At 66.6% G+C, this 17614-nt stretch carries 18 protein-coding genes; 4 read left to right on the forward strand and 14 right to left on the reverse strand.

Going from position 1 to position 17614, the window contains the following annotated elements; translation table 11 throughout:
• Nucleotides 1-16: 16 nt before the first annotated feature.
• The 6 genes from GNX71_RS08695 to GNX71_RS08720 all read right to left on the reverse strand — a co-directional run bounded on the left by GNX71_RS08695 (nt 17) and on the right by GNX71_RS08720 (nt 3962).
• Nucleotides 17-1144, reverse strand: a complete 1128-nt coding sequence (locus tag GNX71_RS08695; RefSeq protein ID WP_206177946.1) for a HAMP domain-containing sensor histidine kinase — start codon at nt 1142-1144, stop codon at nt 17-19.
• A 151-nt stretch (nt 1145-1295) separates the two neighbouring features.
• Nucleotides 1296-1730, reverse strand: a complete 435-nt coding sequence (locus GNX71_RS08700) for an SgcJ/EcaC family oxidoreductase (RefSeq protein ID WP_206177947.1) — start codon at nt 1728-1730, stop codon at nt 1296-1298.
• A gap of 23 nt (nt 1731-1753) precedes the next feature.
• A complete protein-coding gene (locus GNX71_RS08705) occupies nt 1754-2512 on the reverse strand; it encodes a hypothetical protein (RefSeq protein ID WP_206177948.1) in 759 nt (252 codons plus the stop codon).
• A gap of 105 nt (nt 2513-2617) precedes the next feature.
• Nucleotides 2618-2947 (reverse strand): hypothetical protein, encoded by a 330-nt coding sequence (locus GNX71_RS08710; RefSeq protein WP_206177949.1) that lies wholly within the window; start codon nt 2945-2947, stop codon nt 2618-2620.
• 79 nt (nt 2948-3026) lie between these two features.
• Nucleotides 3027-3530 (reverse strand): YfbM family protein, encoded by a 504-nt coding sequence (locus GNX71_RS08715; RefSeq protein ID WP_206177950.1) that lies wholly within the window; start codon nt 3528-3530, stop codon nt 3027-3029.
• Between the two features lie 75 nt (nt 3531-3605).
• On the reverse strand, nt 3606-3962 hold the full coding sequence (locus GNX71_RS08720) for a DUF2200 domain-containing protein (protein WP_241027202.1): 357 nt from the start codon (nt 3960-3962) through the stop codon (nt 3606-3608).
• 329 nt (nt 3963-4291) lie between these two features.
• On the opposite strand from GNX71_RS08720, the gene GNX71_RS08725 reads away from it, so the two are divergent.
• On the forward strand, nt 4292-5563 hold the full coding sequence (locus GNX71_RS08725; RefSeq protein ID WP_206177951.1) for a M20/M25/M40 family metallo-hydrolase: 1272 nt from the start codon (nt 4292-4294) through the stop codon (nt 5561-5563).
• A 24-nt stretch (nt 5564-5587) separates the two neighbouring features.
• Here the strand turns inward: GNX71_RS08725 and GNX71_RS08730 are convergent, their stop codons facing one another.
• From GNX71_RS08730 to GNX71_RS08765, 8 genes are all read right to left on the reverse strand, one after another.
• Complete coding sequence (locus GNX71_RS08730) at nt 5588-7621, reverse strand: DUF3300 domain-containing protein (RefSeq protein WP_206177952.1); 2034 nt, start codon at nt 7619-7621, stop codon at nt 5588-5590.
• Between the two features lie 169 nt (nt 7622-7790).
• Nucleotides 7791-8429, reverse strand: a complete 639-nt coding sequence (locus GNX71_RS08735) for a DUF3299 domain-containing protein (protein ID WP_206177953.1) — start codon at nt 8427-8429, stop codon at nt 7791-7793.
• A 3-nt stretch (nt 8430-8432) separates the two neighbouring features.
• The gene (locus GNX71_RS08740) at nt 8433-9695 is read right to left on the reverse strand and encodes an FtsX-like permease family protein (protein ID WP_206177954.1); all 1263 of its coding nucleotides are present in this window, start codon (nt 9693-9695) and stop codon (nt 8433-8435) included.
• Nucleotides 9692-10438 carry an ABC transporter ATP-binding protein gene (locus tag GNX71_RS08745; RefSeq protein WP_206177955.1) on the reverse strand — a complete coding sequence of 249 codons (747 nt, stop codon included), beginning with the start codon at nt 10436-10438 and terminating at the stop codon, nt 9692-9694. Before GNX71_RS08745 ends, GNX71_RS08740 begins: the two co-directional genes overlap by 4 nt.
• Nucleotides 10439-10442: 4 nt before the next feature.
• Nucleotides 10443-11021 (reverse strand): DUF2796 domain-containing protein, encoded by a 579-nt coding sequence (locus GNX71_RS08750; protein ID WP_206177956.1) that lies wholly within the window; start codon nt 11019-11021, stop codon nt 10443-10445.
• Entirely contained in the window at nt 11018-11926 is a 909-nt protein-coding gene (locus GNX71_RS08755; RefSeq protein ID WP_206177957.1) for a sulfurtransferase, read from the reverse strand. Before GNX71_RS08755 ends, GNX71_RS08750 begins: the two co-directional genes overlap by 4 nt.
• Before the next feature lie 289 nt (nt 11927-12215).
• Entirely contained in the window at nt 12216-13148 is a 933-nt protein-coding gene (locus GNX71_RS08760) for a DMT family transporter (RefSeq protein WP_241027203.1), read from the reverse strand.
• Between the two features lie 58 nt (nt 13149-13206).
• Nucleotides 13207-14349: an aromatic ring-hydroxylating dioxygenase subunit alpha gene (locus GNX71_RS08765; protein ID WP_206177958.1), complete on the reverse strand. Its 1143-nt coding sequence runs from the start codon at nt 14347-14349 to the stop codon at nt 13207-13209.
• A gap of 179 nt (nt 14350-14528) precedes the next feature.
• On the opposite strand from GNX71_RS08765, the gene xseB reads away from it, so the two are divergent.
• Genes xseB through dxs form a run of 3 tightly spaced genes read left to right on the forward strand, consistent with a single transcriptional unit; the run spans nt 14529 to nt 17581 of the window.
• Nucleotides 14529-14795 carry an exodeoxyribonuclease VII small subunit gene (gene xseB, locus GNX71_RS08770; RefSeq protein ID WP_013540173.1) on the forward strand — a complete coding sequence of 89 codons (267 nt, stop codon included), beginning with the start codon at nt 14529-14531 and terminating at the stop codon, nt 14793-14795.
• Nucleotides 14792-15706 (forward strand): polyprenyl synthetase family protein, encoded by a 915-nt coding sequence (locus GNX71_RS08775; protein ID WP_206177959.1) that lies wholly within the window; start codon nt 14792-14794, stop codon nt 15704-15706. Before xseB ends, GNX71_RS08775 begins: the two co-directional genes overlap by 4 nt.
• Nucleotides 15707-15724: 18 nt before the next feature.
• Entirely contained in the window at nt 15725-17581 is a 1857-nt protein-coding gene (gene dxs, locus GNX71_RS08780) for a 1-deoxy-D-xylulose-5-phosphate synthase (RefSeq protein ID WP_206177960.1), read from the forward strand.
• Nucleotides 17582-17614 lie beyond the last annotated feature (33 nt).

Raw genomic sequence — 17614 nt, forward strand, 5'->3', positions numbered from 1 at the left:
CGGGATGAGGCCGGGGCTATTGAACCGCCAAGCGAGGGAGCATCAGCGAGAAGACCGTGGTGCCGCCCGAGGAAGTCACCGTGATCTCCCCGCCGTGCGCCTTGGCGATCTCCCTCACGATGAACAGCCCGAGGCCGAGGTTGGCGGACTCGGCAAGTTCGTCCAACGGGCGCGCTCTTCGCAACGGCTCGAACAGCGCCTGGACGTTCTCCATGGGGATGGGCTCCCCGGTGTTCGTCACCGACAGCCGCATGTGGTGGTCGTCGCCGACCAGCGCGACGTCGATCACGGTTTTCTTCGTGCCGTAGCGCGCGGCGTTGCTGACCAGGTTGCCCAGGGCCTCACGCACGCGCGACCCGTCGAAGCTGCCGGCGGTTTCTCCCTCCGAACGGAAACTGATCTCGGCATCGGGCAGGGCGGTGCGAAGCAGTTCGATCTCTTCGGTGCAGACGCTTGCAAGATCGACCGGGGCGCGGTGAAGGCTCAGGCCCAGTCCGAGCGAGGCGCGGCTGAAGTCGAGCAGATCGTCCAGCAGCGTCTTCATTCGCTTTCCGCTCTGGATCAGGCGCACGGTGTGCCGCTCCAATGGCGCCTCGGTGGTCATTTTCGAGAGCACTTCGGCCGTGAGAAGTATGGCGTTGAGCGGGCCGCGCAGATCGTGTCCGAGCACACCGAGGAAGACATGGCGCCACCGGTCCATCTCGGCGGTGAAGTAGGTCACCGACTCCGCGACCGCCTGGTCGATGGCCTCGTTGAAACGGACCAGGTCGTCCTGTGTCTGCGCGTTGCCCATCTTGCCGCTGTCGAACCACAGGCTCAGCACGGAGGCCCGCAGCGCCCGGTACTCGGCCACGAGCTGGGAAATGTCGAAGCCGGCCTTGGCCCGCAGCAGCGCGTGGGTTTGCGCGGCCGTTTCGGGCGCACCGTGGATGCTCGGCTGCTGGCCGAGCGATTTCGCCAACTGCTCGTTGCTTGTCTGGGCCGAGCGCAGGTCCTTCGCCACCGCCACGAGGATCATGGGCATGTGATCGCGCAGCGCTTCCGCATCCATGTGCGACGAGGCGGGCAGCATGGTCGCGGCAAATGCCTCGGCAGCCGACAGAATGGGTTCGACGTTCGCGTCGATGAAGTCCGCCAGGCGCATGGCAATGGTCCTTGCATGTCCGGGGTGGACCGCAACCCATCGTACGCCACGGGCCGTCGCGACGACCTGTACCCGGCCCGCCGCCGACGGTGTTCCTGGGCGCCCGGGTGCGGCGCGGGAACGGGCAAGGCGAAGAAGCGCTGCCGCTCGATCAGGAACCCTGGTCGTCTCTCAACACGATTTCCCCCGTGCGGGGGTTCGTCAGCGTGACGTTCTCCAGCGCCTTGATCCGCCACTCGCCAGCCTGCCGCGTCAGCACGGCAAGGATCAGCGTGTCGACGGCGTGCGGGCCCGCCGGGTGAGCAGCACCGGCTGTGAGGCGGCTCCAGAAGTGCGTGACGGCCACGCCGTCGCTGATCGCGGCCACGTCGATCAGTTCGTTCTCCAGCGTGGAATCGCTGTAGATGGTGGCGTGGATGGGGGCATGCAGTTCGACGATCTTCTCGGCGCCGCGCACGTAGTGTCCGAACCGGCTCACGAACGTCGCGTCCTCATGGAACAGCGCGCCGAGGGAGGCCATGTCGTGGTTGTTCCAGGCGGCTTGAAATGCGTGGGGCGCGTCTTCGGGTTGCTGTATCTGCATCATGTGGGTTCTCTCCTTGGTCATCTTCACTTTGCACCGATGGGCGGCGCTGCATGGATGGCGTCGCGTGCCCACTGCATCACCGCTTCGAGATCCTCGGGAACCGTTCGGTCGTCGGACTGTTCGCGGCAGTCGACGTAGAGCCCGAGGCCGTGGGCATGCATCGCGATTTGCCGGCCGACGAAAATCTTCACGCGAGGCTGGTACACGCTGAGCTCCGTTTTCGATGGGTCAAGGGCGCGCAATGACACGACAAAGTTCGAGGAGATCGTTGCCGGCTTGCCGTTCACCGTGTACGAGGCGGTTTGCCAGTACGCCAAAGCCCCATTGCCCGCATTCGTTGTCGTATAGGGATCCAGCATGTACTGGCGCTCGTCCGGATCGAGCGGGCGCTGCATCAGTTCGCGATAGCCGGCGGCCCCGAAGTCCTCACCGCGACGCGTGGCACCGCGCTTGCTGATCGAGATCTGGTCTTCCAGCGAGAACCAACCGCGCCCCGGGATCTGGACATTGCCGACAGCAGAGACACCACCGTGCATTCGCTTCGTTGCCGATGCGCGCAGTCCCCGTTCTGCATCTGCAACCGACACCCACACCTGCGAGACGAGAGATGTCGAGCTATCCGTCGGGTGATATTGCGCGGCAAGGCCCTTTCGCATCGGCAGCTTTTTGCATGGGGCTGTGAGCGTGTCGCCTCTTCCTACCTTGCTTGCGCCAAAGGTGCTTCCCGCCATCGTGCAACCGATGACCAGTGCGATGCAGCAGCGATGAAGGGTGCCGTGCATTCGCTTATCTCCGTCCGGTCGATTTGAAGTCGTTCATCGGGTCCCTCATGGTGATGGCAGGGCATGGTCGATCCGGTTCTGGCCGGAGACGCCCCGCGACAGGTTCTATTCCCGGGTGCCGCGCAACACCTGGATTCCGAAAAACGCCATGAAGAAGATGGAGAGCGCGATCCCCGCCGCGGGGATCGGCCATTGCGCATCGTTGCGTGCCAGCACAGCGGCGCATCCCAATCCAAGCAACAGCGAAATCGCAAAACGCACGGCGGGATGTATGCGGTGCTCCATCGCATCGTCCAAATCTCTGCGGCGCGCCCACGAATGCATTGCGGCCACCAGGCCGCCGATCGTCAATGCCATCGCGATGCCAGCCAGGAGCCAGGGCCGCAGGCTCTGGACTTTCCACACGGCCTCGATTCCGCGAACAACGTCGTCCATTCAAGCCTCCTTCGATGGCATCCTGCGCTGCTGCGTTGGAGCCGTCACAAACACTGATCCCGTCAGAACGGCTTCGGCTCTATTGATCGGCGGTGAAAAGCACGAAGCGACCTTCGGCAGCCGCCTTGGCATACAGATCTCTCACGCCGGCGAACCAGCTCCATGTGTACTCGAAGTCGTCGTCGGAAACATCACCGTCGTAGTCCTCGGGATCGATGTTGTTGTAGAGCCGCCTGAATTCAGCTTCGTCGATGGGCGCCAAGGCCGCCGCGATATCCCGGACTTGCGCCGGCGTCTTCAGGCTCATGATGTAGTCGTCGTCGGCGTAGAGACTGGTCCCGCCCAGGACAACGTGGTTGAGCGGATAGGCTCCGCCGGACCGGGACAGCGTTCCGCCCGAGAGGGCCCGATGCATGGCATCCCACGACTTGTCGGACTCGGCTATGTAAGCCTCGGCCTCCTTGAAATAGCGCTCCTCTATGTTCTCTGTCAGATGCTCGAGACAATCGTCGTCGTTACCGATGGCTTCCAAGGCCAGCGCATCGTCTGGGGTGAGAGCGAAATGAACACCGAGGCAACTCATTGGAAAATCCTTGCTGATTGATCGCAGCCACTGTCGACTCTAAGAGCTTCCGCTTCCGGAGCGGAACTTCACAAGCTACGGTCGCAGGATTTTTTCCATCGCCTTTCCCTTGGCCAGCTCATCGATGAGCTTGTCCAGGTGGCGGATCTTCTGCATGAGCGGATCGTCGATGTCCTCCACGCGCACACCGCAGACCACGCCCTTGATGAGCGCGCTGTTCGGGTGAATGGCCGGCGCTTCGGCAAAGAAAGTCTGAAAGTCGTTCTGCCGCTCGATCTGCCGATCCAATCCGGCTTTGTCATAGCCCGTCAGCCAGCAGATGATCTGGTCGACCTCTTCTTTCGTACGGCCCTTGCGTTCCGCTTTTTGAACGTACATCGGATAGACCTTCGCGAAGGCCATCGTGAAAATTGAATGCTTGGGCATCGTCATTCCTCCTGTGTGTCGGGGCCTGAAACGCAGGCCGTCTTGGCGTGCCAACGTGAAGAGGGCTCTGTCGCAGAGCGCCCGTTCCTGGCCGGATTCTGCCGCACGACATGCGTACGCAAAGCGCTTGGCGGATGCATGAACGGCGCCTTTGGCCCCCGGCTTCTTCACGGCCCTTGCCGCTTTGCACAGCCATGACTTTCAGCACTGTTGCAGGGCGATCGCCGCGGCCGCCGTGCCTCGCACGGGTCTTTGAGCTGTCGCCGATTTGCGCGTCGCTGCACAGCGGCTCGCTATGCTGGCGTCCGCCAATCACTCCAGCAAAGAGAACCTTCATGACCAAGCGCTCTTCCTCTTTCTTCACCCTGCGTTCCATTGCACTGGCCTGCGGCCTCGCACTCGGCGCCGTTGCTGCCGCCCAAGCCGCGCCCGATGCAAGACTGCTCGCCGCTGCCGAAAAGGCGCAGCCCGCCGTCATCGACAACCTCAAGGAGATGGTGCAGATCGAATCGGGCAGCCTCAACGTCGATGGCCTGCTCAAGATGGCCGACGTGATCGAGGGGCGCCTGAAGGCCGCGGGCTTCAAGACCGAGCGCCGCAAGACACAAGCCGGCGCGGGCGCCGACATCGTCATCGGCACGCTCAAGGGCACGGGCAAGCGCAAGATCATGCTGCAGGGCCACATGGACACGGTGTATGCCGCCGGCATCCTCGGCAGCCAGCCCTACAAGGTGGACGGCAACCGCATCTACGGCCCCGGCATCGCCGACGACAAGGGCGGCATCGCGGTGATGCTGGCGTCGCTCAAGATCCTGGCCGATGCGGGCTGGCGCGACTACGACACGCTCACCGTGCTGTTGAACCCCGATGAAGAAGTGGGCTCGGTGGGCTCGGGCGAACTCATCGCCACCACGGCCGACCTGCACGACACGGTGCTGTCGTTCGAGCCGACGGCCGCCAAGTCGGTGGCCAAGGGCGAGTCGCTGCTGCTCGGCGCGGCCGGTATCGCGCAGGCCACGATGGAGGTGAAGGGCCGCGCGGCGCACGCGGGCGCCGCGCCCGAGCTCGGCCGCAACGCGCTGTACGAGCTGTCGTACCAGATGCTGCAGACCAAGGACCTCGCCAAGGACATCCCGGGCGTGACGCTCAACTGGACCGTGGCGCGCGCCACCGGCCCGATCAACCAGATCACCGAGAAGGCACAGGCGCTGGGCGACATCCGCATCACGCAGCCGGGCGCCGAGAAGAAACTCAATGAAGTGCTGCAGGCGAAGATCGCGAGCGGCAAGCTGATCCCCGACACGGAGACGACGGTGAAGGTCGAGGTCGGCCGCCCGGCATTCGTGGCGGGCGCGAAGGGCCGCGCATTGGCCGAGAAGGCGCAGGCGATCTACAAGGAAATCGACCGCGACCTCGCGCTGACCCCGATGACCGGCGGCGGCACCGACGCGGGCTATGCGGGCCGCTCGGGCAAGGCCACGGTGGTCGAGAGCTTCGGCCTCGCGGGCTTCGGCTACCACGCACGCGACGAGTACATCGAAGTCGATTCGATCGTGCCGCGCATCTACCTCGTCACGCGCCTGCTGACCGAGATCGGCAAGCAGTAAGCAGCGCCGCCGAAGCAGCCGGCCTCAAGGCTGCTGACGTGGTGGCTCGCCCGGACGGGCCGGTGGACGGTGAGCCGCGGCCGCTGCGGCAGCCGCTGCGGCGTGCTGCTGGGCTTGTTGTTGCTGTTGCTGCTGGCGCGCCTGCGTCTGTTGCGCCTGGTGGGCTTGCTGCTGTTGCTGCATCTGCTGCTGGCGTTGCTGCTGCTGTTGTTGCATCGCCTGTTGCTGTTGTGCGCGTGCGGCCTGGGCCTGCTGTTGTTGCTGCTGCTGCTGCTGACGGCGCGCCTGCTCCTGCTGCTGCCGGGCCTCGTTCTGGGCCTGCTGCTGATGTTGCTGCTGCTGCGCCTGCTGCCGCTGTATCTGCTGCTGTTGAGCCTGTTGCTGCTGGGCCGCACGGGCTTGGGCTTGCTGTTGCGCCTGTTGTTGCTGCTGCATCTGCTGGCGCCGTGACTGATCTTGCTGGGCTTGCTGCGCCTGTTGCGATTGCTGCTGTTGGCGCTGCCGGTCCTGCAACGCGCGCTGCTGCTGTTGCTGGGCCTGCTGGCTCGCGGCGCGTGCCTGCTGTTGCTGTTCCGTCTGCTGGCGCCGCAACTGCTCCTGCTGTTGTTGCTGCTGGAGTCGCGCCTGTTGCTGCTGCTGCGGCAGCTGGTTGGCGGCATGCGCTTGCTGCTGGGCCTGTTGCTGTGCCTGCTGCGCTTGCTGGCGTCGTACCTGGTCCTGCTGCTGCCGTTGCTGGATCTGCGCCTGCCGTGCCTGTTGTTGCTGTTGGGCTTGCTGGGCCTGCAACTGTTGCGCCTGTTGTTGTTGAGCCTGCTGCTGTGCGCGTTGCTGGGCTTGCTGTTGCTGCAATTGCTGTTGTTGCGCTACGGCCTGCTGCTGCCGCGCCTGTTGTTGTTGCTGCTGTTGCGCGAACTGTGCCTGTTGTTGCTGCTGCGCAAAGTTGGGCGGCGATGCGCCGGGCGGCATGCCGCGCGGACCCCCGTTGCGGTCGTTGTTGTTGTAGACATTGCGCACGTTGTTGTTGACCACCGTGGTCGAGCGCGAGATGTAGGTGCTGTTGTTGTAGACCACCGCGGGCCGTGCAAAGGCCGGCTGCGCCACGCGGTCGCGGTCAAACCTGCGATCGCGCGGTGCGCCCCAGTTCATGTTCCACGAATTCCAGCCCCAGCCATGGCGCTCCAGTGCCGCGCCCACGATCACGCCCGTGCCGAACGCCAGCGCGCCGGCCGCGGCAACCTGGCCGCGGCTGTAGCCGGGCGCGACCTCGACGGGCGGTGGCGGCGCATAGGCATAGCCGGGGTAGACGGGCAGGGGCTCGCCGTAGATCACCTGCGGGTCGTAGCTCGGCACGTACACCACGTCGGGCTGCACGGGCTCGATGGTGATCAGCCGCTGCGGCGGCTCGATCACGGCGGGCCCGCCGTAGACGGGCTGCATGTCCGGCGCCGGCACGTAGTTGCGCGGCGCCGCGGCGCTCGCGACCCGCAGCTTGCTGTTGTTCTTGAGCCGGCCCGCGCTCGATGCGCGCTGCCGCATGACCTGGATCGCGTTCATCACGTCGGCCGGGTCGTTGTAGTAGGCCTTGCCGAGCGATTCGGTCCACGCGATGTTGCCGGCGAGCTGGTCGAGCACGGGACGAAAGGCGGTGAGCGACTTCACGCTCGGGTCCCAGGGCTGCTGGTTGGCCGCATCGGCGAGCGGGCCGGCCTTGAGCGACTGGTTCTGCCCGAGCCAGTCGTGCGCGGCGGTGATCTGCTCGGGATAGGTGGCGCCGGCAAGGATCTGCGCGACAAGCTTGTCGGGGTAGAGCGCGATGGGGGCGACCAGTTGGTAGAGCTGCTCGGCCGATGGCGGCGTGTAGGCGACCGGCACGGGGGCTGCGGGGGCTTGCGGCACCGTGGGCGGAGGTATCGAGATGGCCGGGTCCGCAGCGGCTGTCGGTGGCGCGACGGCACTCGGCGGGGCGGCCTTGTCGCAGCCGGCGATGGCGAGTGCGCTGATGCACAGCGTGACCGCGAGCAACCGGGGCAGGGGAAGAGGGGGACGTTGGATGTTCATCTGGAGTTCCATCAAGGCGCCGACGTCACGCCTGACTCTCTCAACGGTCCCTGACGGTCTGCGATGACCGACTCTGCGCCGGTGATGCAACTGTCTGTGTCGTCCTCGCGCTGCTGCCCATGTGAGGCATCGCCCACACGGGGCGGCCGCGGGTCGCGCGTGCGTTGCCTTACTTCGCGCCGCCCGAGTACTTGGTGACGCTGCTGGCGCTCACGTGGTAGCCGCTCACGCCCATCATCGAATCGTTGCGCTGGGTCTGCAGCTTGCCGGTGACCCACACGGTGTCCATGGCGCGGAACTTGGCGCCCTTCTGCGGAATGACGTGCAGGATCTGGTTGGCCGGCGGCGGCGGCGTGTGGATGCAGGCGCCGAAGTAGGGCACCAGCAGGAACTCGGTGACCTCGCCCTTGGCCTCTTCGAGCGGCACGATGAAGCCGGGGATCTTGATCTCGGCGCCGTTCATCGCGGGGTTGGTCGGGGCGTTGTTCGACACTTCTTGCATCTTCATGAGCATCTCGTTGGCGCGCGGGTCGCCGTCGTCCAGCGCGCTCAGGTCCATGCCCTTGAAGTCCTTGGCCGGGTCCCAGTCCTTGGGCACCAGTTCTTCCCAGGTGATCTGGCGCGGCTGGCCCGGCGTGCCCTTGGCAACGGCGGGTGCAGCGGCCTTGCCGCCGAGCGGGTTCGACGCGGTGGTGTCCTTGGGCGCGGGCTCGGCGGCCCATGCCATCGCTGCGAGGCCGGCGCCGGCCAGCAGCAATGAAAGCCGATTGAAAGCCGTGATCGTGGAAGTCTTCTTTGCGATGCGCATGGTTCAAATCCTCGGTGAGAGGCCGTCCGCCAGTGAGAGTCGATAGGCGCGAATGCCAGGGAGCAGGCTTGCCAGCCAACCTGCGACCAGCAGGCTCGCCATCAGCAGCCATTCGTTGAGTGTAGGTTCCGAGAGGCTCAATGTCAGCCCGAACTGCGACTGCAGCCACGGCGACAGCAGGGCGATGCCGAGCACCGCCATCACCACGCCCAAGGCCACGCCCAGCACGGTGACCATCGCGCCCTCGAGCGCGAGCAGCGCCAGCACATGGCGCAGGCCCGCGCCCACGGCGCGCAGCACGGCCAGTTCGCGGCGCCGTTCGTTCAGGCCCGCCATCACCACCGAGACCAGGCCCGCGAGGCTCACCAGCGCGACCAGCGCCGACATCAGCAGGAGCGCGTTCTCGCCGATGCCGATCACGCTCCACAGCTCGTCGAGCGCCACGCCGGGGAGGATGGCCATCAGCGGTTCGCCGTTGTAGGTGGAAATCCAGCGCTGCACGCCGAACACCGCGGCGCGGTTCTTCAGGCCCACGAGCGCGGCCGTCACGTTCTTGGGCGTGAGGTCGAACTTGCGCACCTGCTCGGCGGGAATCTTCACGCCGGGCATCGGCGCGCCGCCCACCCATTCGAGGTGGATGGCCTCCATCGCTTCCAGGCCGATGTGCACCGTGCGGTCGACCGGCGTGCCGGTGCGCGCGAGCACACCGACCACGGTGAAGGGCTTGTCGGCGTGCTCGGCCACATTGAGTTCACCGCTGCCGTGCGCGAGCGTGATCTTCTGGCCCACGTGGTAGCCGAGCTTGTCGGCCACCTCGGCGCCCACCACCGCGTCGAAGAGTTCGCTGAAGGGCTTGCCCTCGCGCAACTTCAGCAATTGCTTGTCGCCATATCGAAAGCGCGTGAAGTACTCGGGCGAGGTGGCCAGCACCGCGAAGCCGCGGTGCGAATCGCCCAGCGACAGCGGCACGACCCAGTCGACGCCCTGGTGCGCGGCCAGCGCCTGCACGCTCTTCCACGAGATGTTGTTGGTGGCCGCGCCGATGCGGAACACTGAGTACAGCAGGAGCTGCGTGGAGCCGGTGCGCGCGCCGACGATGAGGTCGGTGCCCGAGACGGACGAGGCGAAGTTCTCGCGCAGCTCGGTGCGGATGCGTTCGACGCCCAGCAGAAGGAAGGTGGAGAGCGCGATCGAGAACACCGTGAGCGCGAGCGTGAACCGGCGGTTCCAGGCGCTGCGCCATGCGATGGAGAAGAGCGCGTTCATGCGTCCACCGCCATCGCCGTCGACGCCGCGCGATTGATCTCGGGCAACAGCACATGCCGCGCAAAGCGCTGCGCGATGCGCTGGTCATGGCTCACGAACACGAGCGCGCTGTGATTCACGGCGCAGGCCGTCAGCAGCACGTCGAGAAAGGCTTCGCGCCGGTCTTCGTCGAGCGCGGAGGTGGGCTCGTCGGCGATCACCACCTCGGGCTGGCCGATGAGCGCGCGCGCCGCGGCCACGCGCTGCTGCTGGCCCACGGAGAGCTGCAGCGCCTGGCGCTTCCAGAGGTTGCGGTCCAGGCCCATCTGGTCGAGCAGGTGCTCGGCTTCTTCGCGCGAGCTGCCGTTGCGCGCGGCCTGCGCCTCGCGCCGGGCCGAGAAGCGGCAGGGCAGCAGCACGTTGTCGAGCACGCTCAGGTAGGGCAGCAGGTTGAACTGCTGGAAGATGTAGCCCACGTGGGCCACGCGGCTGCGGTCGCGCGCGGCGCCCGAGAGCTGCGACCAGTCGTGCCCCAGCAGCATGACGCGGCCTTCGTTGGCCACCAGCACGCCGGCCAGCAGCGACAGCAAGGTGCTCTTGCCGCAGCCGCTCGGGCCGTGCAGGAACACCGATTCGCCGGCGGTGATGCGGAAGGCCTCGATGTCGATGCAAGGCGCCTTCACGCCAGGCCATGCGAAGCGCAGAGACTCGGCCGCGAGCACGACGCGCAAGGGCGTCGAGTCGGCCTGCGAAGCGGTGCTCACAGTGTTACTTGCCCCAGCTCAGACGGGCGGGCTGGGCCGCTTGCGCGCCGGTGGGGCGCTTGATCTGGCGCTTGAACTGACCTTGCGACGAAGCGATCTGCGAATCGATCTGGCGCAGGCCCTTGAAGGCGCTGAACAGGTTCAGGTCGATGAACTTCGCGGCGGCCGCATTGGTGCAGTTGAAGGAGAAGGTGGCGTCCAGGTCGGCGTGGCCCACGGGCTCGCTCGGGTCGGGGTTGCCGAGGCCCAGCGCGCCGGAGCGCAGGTCGACCGGGCCGAGCTTGCAGTTGGCGGCGGGGTCGATGGCAAAGAGCTTGTCGGCCGCGCGCAACTGGGCGACGGCGTCGGCCACGGTCTTTTTCTCGGCATCGGTCTTCGGGGCGCGTTCGAAGCCGACGATGTTGTCGAGCGGGGATTCCATGTCGATCACCACCGTGGGGCCGTCGATGGCCACGTCCAGCTTCATCTGGCCGTGCACGTGGGCGTGCTGCTGCTGGGCTTGCGCGGAGAGGAACGGGGCTGCAGCGAATACTGCTGCGGCGATTGCGAGACCGGAGATGCGTCGGAGTCGGATGTGTTTCATGGTTCTGCGCCTTGCCGGGTCGGCAGCCCCGGCGTGTTGCTCCATTCGCTCCAGCTGCCGGCATAGAGCGCGGTCGTCCCGAGCCCGGCGATCTGCATCGCAAGCAGGTTGGGCACCGCGCTCACGCCGCTGCCGCATTGGTGGACGACTGTCGCCGCGTCGCGTCCCGCGAGCAGCGCTTCGAACTCGGCACGCAATTGCGATGCCGGCTTGAACTTGCCGTCGGGGCCGAGGTTGTCGGCGAAGGGCCGGTTCAGGGCCCCGGGGATGTGACCGGCAATCGGGTCCAGAGGTTCCACCTCGCCGCGATATCGTGCGCCGGCCCGTGCGTCGATCAGCTGCTGGTCAGCCTGGCCGAGCCGATGCAACACGGTGTCGGTAGTCACAAGCTTTGCAAGCGGCTCGCCCTGTACGAAATTCGACTGGAAGCGCGCGGGCTCCTCGCGGTCGGTCACCGCGCCGCCTGCGGCCTGCCACGCCTGCAGGCCGCCGTCGAGCACGGCCACGGCGTCGTGGCCCATCCACTTGAGCATCCACCACAGGCGCCCGCAGTAGTTGGCGCCGTTGCGGTCGTACACCACGGCCTGCATGTCGTTGGAAAAGCCGACGCTCGAGAGCCACGCCGCGAACTTCTCGCGGCTGGGCAGCGGATGACGGCCGCCCGAGGCCGGCACGCCGTCTTCCTGGGCCACCACCACGTCGCCGTGGGCGCCCGGGAGGCCGTGCTTGGCGCTCAGGTCGGTGTCGAGGTTGGCGTACAGCGCGCCGGGAATGTGGGCCGCGGCGTAGAGCTGTGGCCCGGCCTCGGGTTTCATGAGCTCGAAGCTGCAGTCGAACACCATGTGGGGCGTGTCGCTGTTCTGCAGTTGCTGGAGTTGTTCGACGCTGACGAGGGTGGTGTACATGGCGTGTTCTCCTTCGATGAGAGGCTAGGGCCTGTTCGCACTATGCAAGGGGTCGCGTTGCTTCGCAAAGGGGCTGGGTGCAAGGCGCCCGTGCGCAGCAAGGCTCGCGCCTTGCAAGCGCGGGCAACGCCGCAAACAGCCCCTTTGCGAAGCAACCCGGAGGGAAGCTCGCCACAGCCCGCCCCTCGGCGTTGCGTTCCTTGTGCGTGCGGACGCACGCACGGCGTCACGCGCCTTGATGGGCGGGCTGTGGCGAGCTTCGCGACCCCTTGCATAGTGTGAACAGGCCCTAGTGTTCTTCGGCCGGCGCCTTGGGCACCGCCCGCTGGCGCAGCACGGTGGCCGCGATGCCGCTCACGACGATGAGCGCCATGCCCGCCCATCCGAGGGCATCGATGCGGTCGTCGAACACCACCACGCTGTAGAACGCCGCGAAGATGATGCCCGAGTACTGCAGGTTGGCCACCACGAGGGTGCCGGCTTCCGTCTTGGCCGTGGCGTAGGCGCGTGTCATGCAGAGCTGCCCGAGGGCGGCAAGCAGGCCGATGGGCAGCAGCCACAGCGCATGCTGCCACGTCCACGAGCTGCCGCCCGAAAACCCGGTGGCCGCCGTGGCGAAGGCACCGGCCACGGCCGAGCCGACCGCGAAATAGAACACCGTGCGCAACTCGGGCTCGCCGATACGCGACAGCGCCACCACCTGCATGTAGGCGAAGGCGGCCGTCAGGCCCGACAGCAGGCCCAGCATGCCCGCGAAGCCTTCGTTGCCGCTGACCGTGGGCTTGAGCATCAGCACCACGCCGATGAAGCCCGCGAGCACGGTCATCGCGAGCGCGCCCTGCAGCGGCGGGCGTGCCACGCGGCCGTCGCGCCCGGGCACCGGCACCCACGCGAGCAGCGCACCGCCGATGAGGAAGGCCGCGACCCACACGCTGCTCATGTAGTTGAGCGTGACGGCGGTGGCCAGCGGCATGTGGGCGATGGCGTAGAACCATGCGCCCAGCGAGATCACGCCGATGGTGCTGCGCCAGGCGTGCATGCCGGGGTACCTGGTGGCGAGCGAGACGCCGAGCTTGCGTGACAGCAGCCAGAGAAAGACGATGCCGATGAGGCCGCGGCCCAGCACCATCTCGCCGCTGTTGAACCACTGCGAGGCCACTTTCACCACCACGCTCATCGTGGCGAACAAAAAGGCGCCGAGCACCATCCAGAGCGCTTGCATCGTCTCTACTTCGTGTAAGGGAAAAGAATGCCCCGGAGGGCCCAGGGCGAGGCCGATGTCACGCGGGTTGCTGCATCGCGGCCTTGTACCACTCGTGGAACTGCTGCATGCCGTCTTCCATCGGGCTCTGGTACGGGCCGGTCTCGTTGTCGCCGCGCAGCATCAGCGCGCGGCGGCCGGCGTCCATGCGCTCGGCGATCTCGTCGTCTTCCACGCAGGTCTCCATGTAGGCGGCCTGCTGGGCTTCGACGAATTCGCGCTCGAAGGCGACGATTTCCTCGGGATAGAAGAACTCGACCATGTTGAGCGTCCTGGTCGGGCTCACCGGGTGCAGCGTCGACACGGTCAGCACATGCGGATACCACTCGACCATCACGTGCGGGTAGTAGGTAAGCCAGATGGCGCCGTACTTCGGCGGCTTGCCGTCGCGGTACTTGAGGAGCTGCTCCTGCCACTTCTGGTAGACCGGGCTGCCTGCGCGGCCGAGGCGGTTGGCCACGCCGACCGTCTGCACCGAATAGTTCTGGTTGAACTCCCAGCGCAGGTCGTCACAGGTGACGAAGCTGCCGAGGCCCGGATGGAACGGGCCGACGTGGTAGTCCTCGAGATAGACCTCGATGAAGGTCTTCCAGTTGTAGTTGCACTCGTGCAGTTCGACGCGGTCGAGCGCGTAGCCCGAGAAGTCGAGGTCCGCCTGCGGGCCCAGGCCGCGCATGTCGGCGGCCACGTCACGGCCGGTGCCGTCCGCGTTCTTCTCGAACAGGAGGCCGTTCCATTCGGTGAGCGGGTAGTTGTGCAGGTTGAGGCACGGGTCCTGCTCGAAATGCGGCGCGCCGATCAGCGTGCCGGTGGTGCGCGCATCGCTCGCGGCGTAGGTCCAGCGGTGCAGCGGGCAGACGATGTTGCCGCCGGCCTGGTTGTCCAGCTGGCCGCGGCCCTGCAGGATGAGCGCCTGGCGGTGGCGGCACACGTTGGAGATCAGCTCCACGCCCTTGGGGGTGTGGACCAGCGCGCGGCCCTGGTGCTCCTGCGGCAGGGTGTGGAAGTTGCCCATTTCGGGCACGGAGAGGCGATGGCCGACATAGCGGGGCCCTCGCGAGAAAAGGTTTTGCATTTCGCGGGCGTACAGGGCCTCGTCGAAATACGCGGAAACTGGAAGTTGGCTCGCGGCCTGCTGCAGTTGAAGACTTAAATCAGACATGGAGGACCTGACCAAGCTCCCCACAGGGAGAAAAAAAGGAAATAACGGAAGGCGCCGTCTGGAAGTGCGACGACCCGAGAAGTGTGTTGGTTTGCCAACAAGAAGAGTTCGCATTGTACCCGGGGGGCCCCGTTTTGCCCCCCGTCCTAAAATGCGCCGTTTCACCCACGTTCCGTTGCATGCCCAAGGTGCCTTCCCCTTCCTCTTCCAGCCCGGCGGCCACGCCCGATACGGGGCCGTTGCCCGTCAGTTACGAAGCGGGGCTTCAGGAACTGGAACAACTGGTTGCAGAACTCGAATCGGGCCAGTTGCCGCTCGACCAGCTCCTGGGCAGCTACCAGCGGGGCGCCGCATTGCTTGCGTTCTGCCGCGACAAGCTGCAGGCGGTCGAAGACCAGATCAAGGTGCTCGACGCAGGCAGCCTCAAGGTCTGGACGGCCGAATGAGCGCGGCCACGATGACCGATTGGACGATGGCCCGGCTCGCCGATTGGAGCGGGCCTCACCTGGCGAACGTCGAAGCGGCGCTGTCGCGCTGGGTCGGCGTCGATGCGCCGGTGCTGCTGGGTGACGCAATGCGCTATGCGGTGCTCGACGGCGGCAAGCGGCTGCGGCCGCTCTTGGTGCTCGCGGCCAGCGAGGCGGTCGGCGGCAATGAGGCCGCGGCGCTGCGCGCGGCCTGCGCCGCCGAGCTGATCCACGCCTATTCGCTGGTGCACGACGACCTGCCCTGCATGGACAACGACGTGCTGCGCCGCGGCAAGCCCACGGTGCATGTGAAGTTCGGCGAGGCCGACGCGTTGCTCGCGGGCGATGCGCTGCAGGCCCTGGCTTTCGAACTGCTGGCGCCCGAGGGGGACGAGGTTCCCCCGGCCACGCAGGCCACGCTGTGCCGCCTGCTTGCGCGCGCCGCCGGCAGCCAGGGCATGGCGGGCGGCCAGGCCATCGACCTGGCCAGCGTCGGCATCGCGCTCAATGAAACGCAGCTGCGCGAGATGCATCGTCTCAAGACCGGCGCGCTGCTGCAGGGCAGCGTCGAGATGGGCGCCGCTTGCGGCAACGTGTCCGACGCCGCACTGAAGGCGCTGCGCGACTACGGCGCCGCCATCGGCCTCGCATTCCAGGTGGTGGACGACATCCTCGACGTCACCGCCGATTCCCAAACCCTGGGCAAGACCGCCGGCAAGGATGCCGCCGCCGACAAGCCCACCTACGTGTCGCTGCTCGGCCTCGACGGCGCGCGTGCGCAGGCCCGGCAACTGCTGGCCGATGCGCTCGCCGCCCTGGCGCGCAGTGGCCTGGCCGACACCGCCGCTTTGCGCGCGCTGGCCCATATGGTGGTCGACCGCGACCGCTGAGAAAAGAACAAATCCCACATGGCTCCGCTGCTTCCTACTCTCCACGACCCTTCACCGATCCGCCAGTACGACCGCGCACAGCTGCGACAACTGTCCGACGAGGTGCGCGCCTGCGTGCTCGACAACGTCTCGCGCACCGGCGGCCACCTGAGTTCCAACCTCGGCACGGTCGAGCTCACGGTCGCGCTGCACCATGTGTTCAACACGCCGCACGACCGCCTGGTGTGGGACGTGGGTCACCAGACCTATCCGCACAAGATCCTCACCGGCCGGCGCGAGCGCATGCCCACGCTCAGGCAGATCGGCGGCATCTCGGGCTTTCCGCAGAGGAGCGAGAGCGAGTACGACACCTTCGGCACCGCGCACTCGTCCACCAGCATCTCGGCCGCGCTCGGCATGGCGATGGCCGCCAAGCAGAAGGGCGAAGACCGCTACACCGTGGCCATCATCGGCGACGGCGCATTGACGGCCGGCATGGCCTTCGAGGCGCTCAACAACGCGGGCGTGTGCGACTGCAAGCTGCTGGTGATCCTGAACGACAACGACATGTCGATCAGCCCGCCGGTGGGCGCGCTCAACCGCTACCTCGCGCAGCTGATGAGCGGCAACTTCTACGCCGCCGCCAAGAACGTGGGCAAGAGCGTGCTGCGCGCCGCGCCCCCCTTGTTCGAGCTGGCCAAGCGCTTCGAGCAGCATGCCAAGGGCATGGTGGTGCCGGCCACGCTGTTCGAGCAGTTCGGCTTCAACTATGTGGGCCCCATCGACGGCCACGATCTCGATTCGCTGGTGCCGACGCTGGAGAACCTGAAGCACCTGAGCGGCCCGCAGTTCCTGCACGTGGTCACGAAGAAGGGGCAGGGCTACAAGCTGGCCGAAGCCGATCCGGTGGCCTACCACGGGCCGGGCAAGTTCGATCCGCAAGTCGGCCTCGTCAAGTCCGCCGCGGTGGCCAAGCAGACCTTCACGCAGGTGTTCGGCCAGTGGCTGTGCGACACGGCCGCGCACGACGGTCGCCTGGTGGGCATCACGCCCGCGATGCGCGAAGGCTCGGGGCTCGTGGAGTTCGAGCAGCGCTTCCCCGATCGCTACTACGACGTCGGCATCGCCGAACAGCACGCCGTGACCTTCGCGGCCGGCTTGGCTTGCGAAGGGCTCAAGCCGGTGGTCGCGATCTACTCGACCTTCCTGCAGCGCGCCTACGACCAACTGATCCACGACGTGGCGATCCAGAACCTGCCGGTGGTGTTCGCGCTCGATCGCGCAGGCCTCGTGGGCGCCGATGGCGCCACGCACGCGGGCGCCTACGACATCCCGTTCCTGCGCTGCATTCCCAACATGAGCATCGCCTGCCCCGCGGACGAACGCGAGCTGCGCCAGTTGCTCACGAGCGCCTACGAGCAGAACCACCCGGTGGCCTTGCGCTATCCGCGCGGCGCGGGTGCCGGCGTTGCGCCGCACCTCACGCTCGACGCACTGCCGTTCGGCAAGGGCGAAGTGCGCCGCGAAGGCAAGCGCATCGCGATCCTCGCGTTCGGCTCGCTGCTGTACCCGGCGCTCACCGCGGCCGAATCGCTCGATGCCACGGTGGTCAACATGCGCTGGGCCAAGCCGCTGGACGTCGAACTGCTGCTGAAGGTGGCGGGCACGCACGATGCCATCGTCACGCTCGAAGAGGGCGCCACCATGGGCGGCGCGGGCAGTGCGGTGCTCGAGGCATTGCAGGCGGCCAACGTGCAGAAGCCGGTGCTGCAACTGGGCCTGCCCGACCGCTTCATCGAACACGGCGATCCGGCCAAGCTGCTCGCATCGATCGGACTCGATGCGGCGGGCATTGCGTCATCGATCACGCAACGCTTCGGCGCCGTCGCAGGGTAAACCCCCGCCGGACGCCTGTAAGGCGGTTTTTAC

The organism is Variovorax sp. RKNM96, assembly GCF_017161115.1.
GTDB lineage: Bacteria > Pseudomonadota > Gammaproteobacteria > Burkholderiales > Burkholderiaceae_C > Variovorax.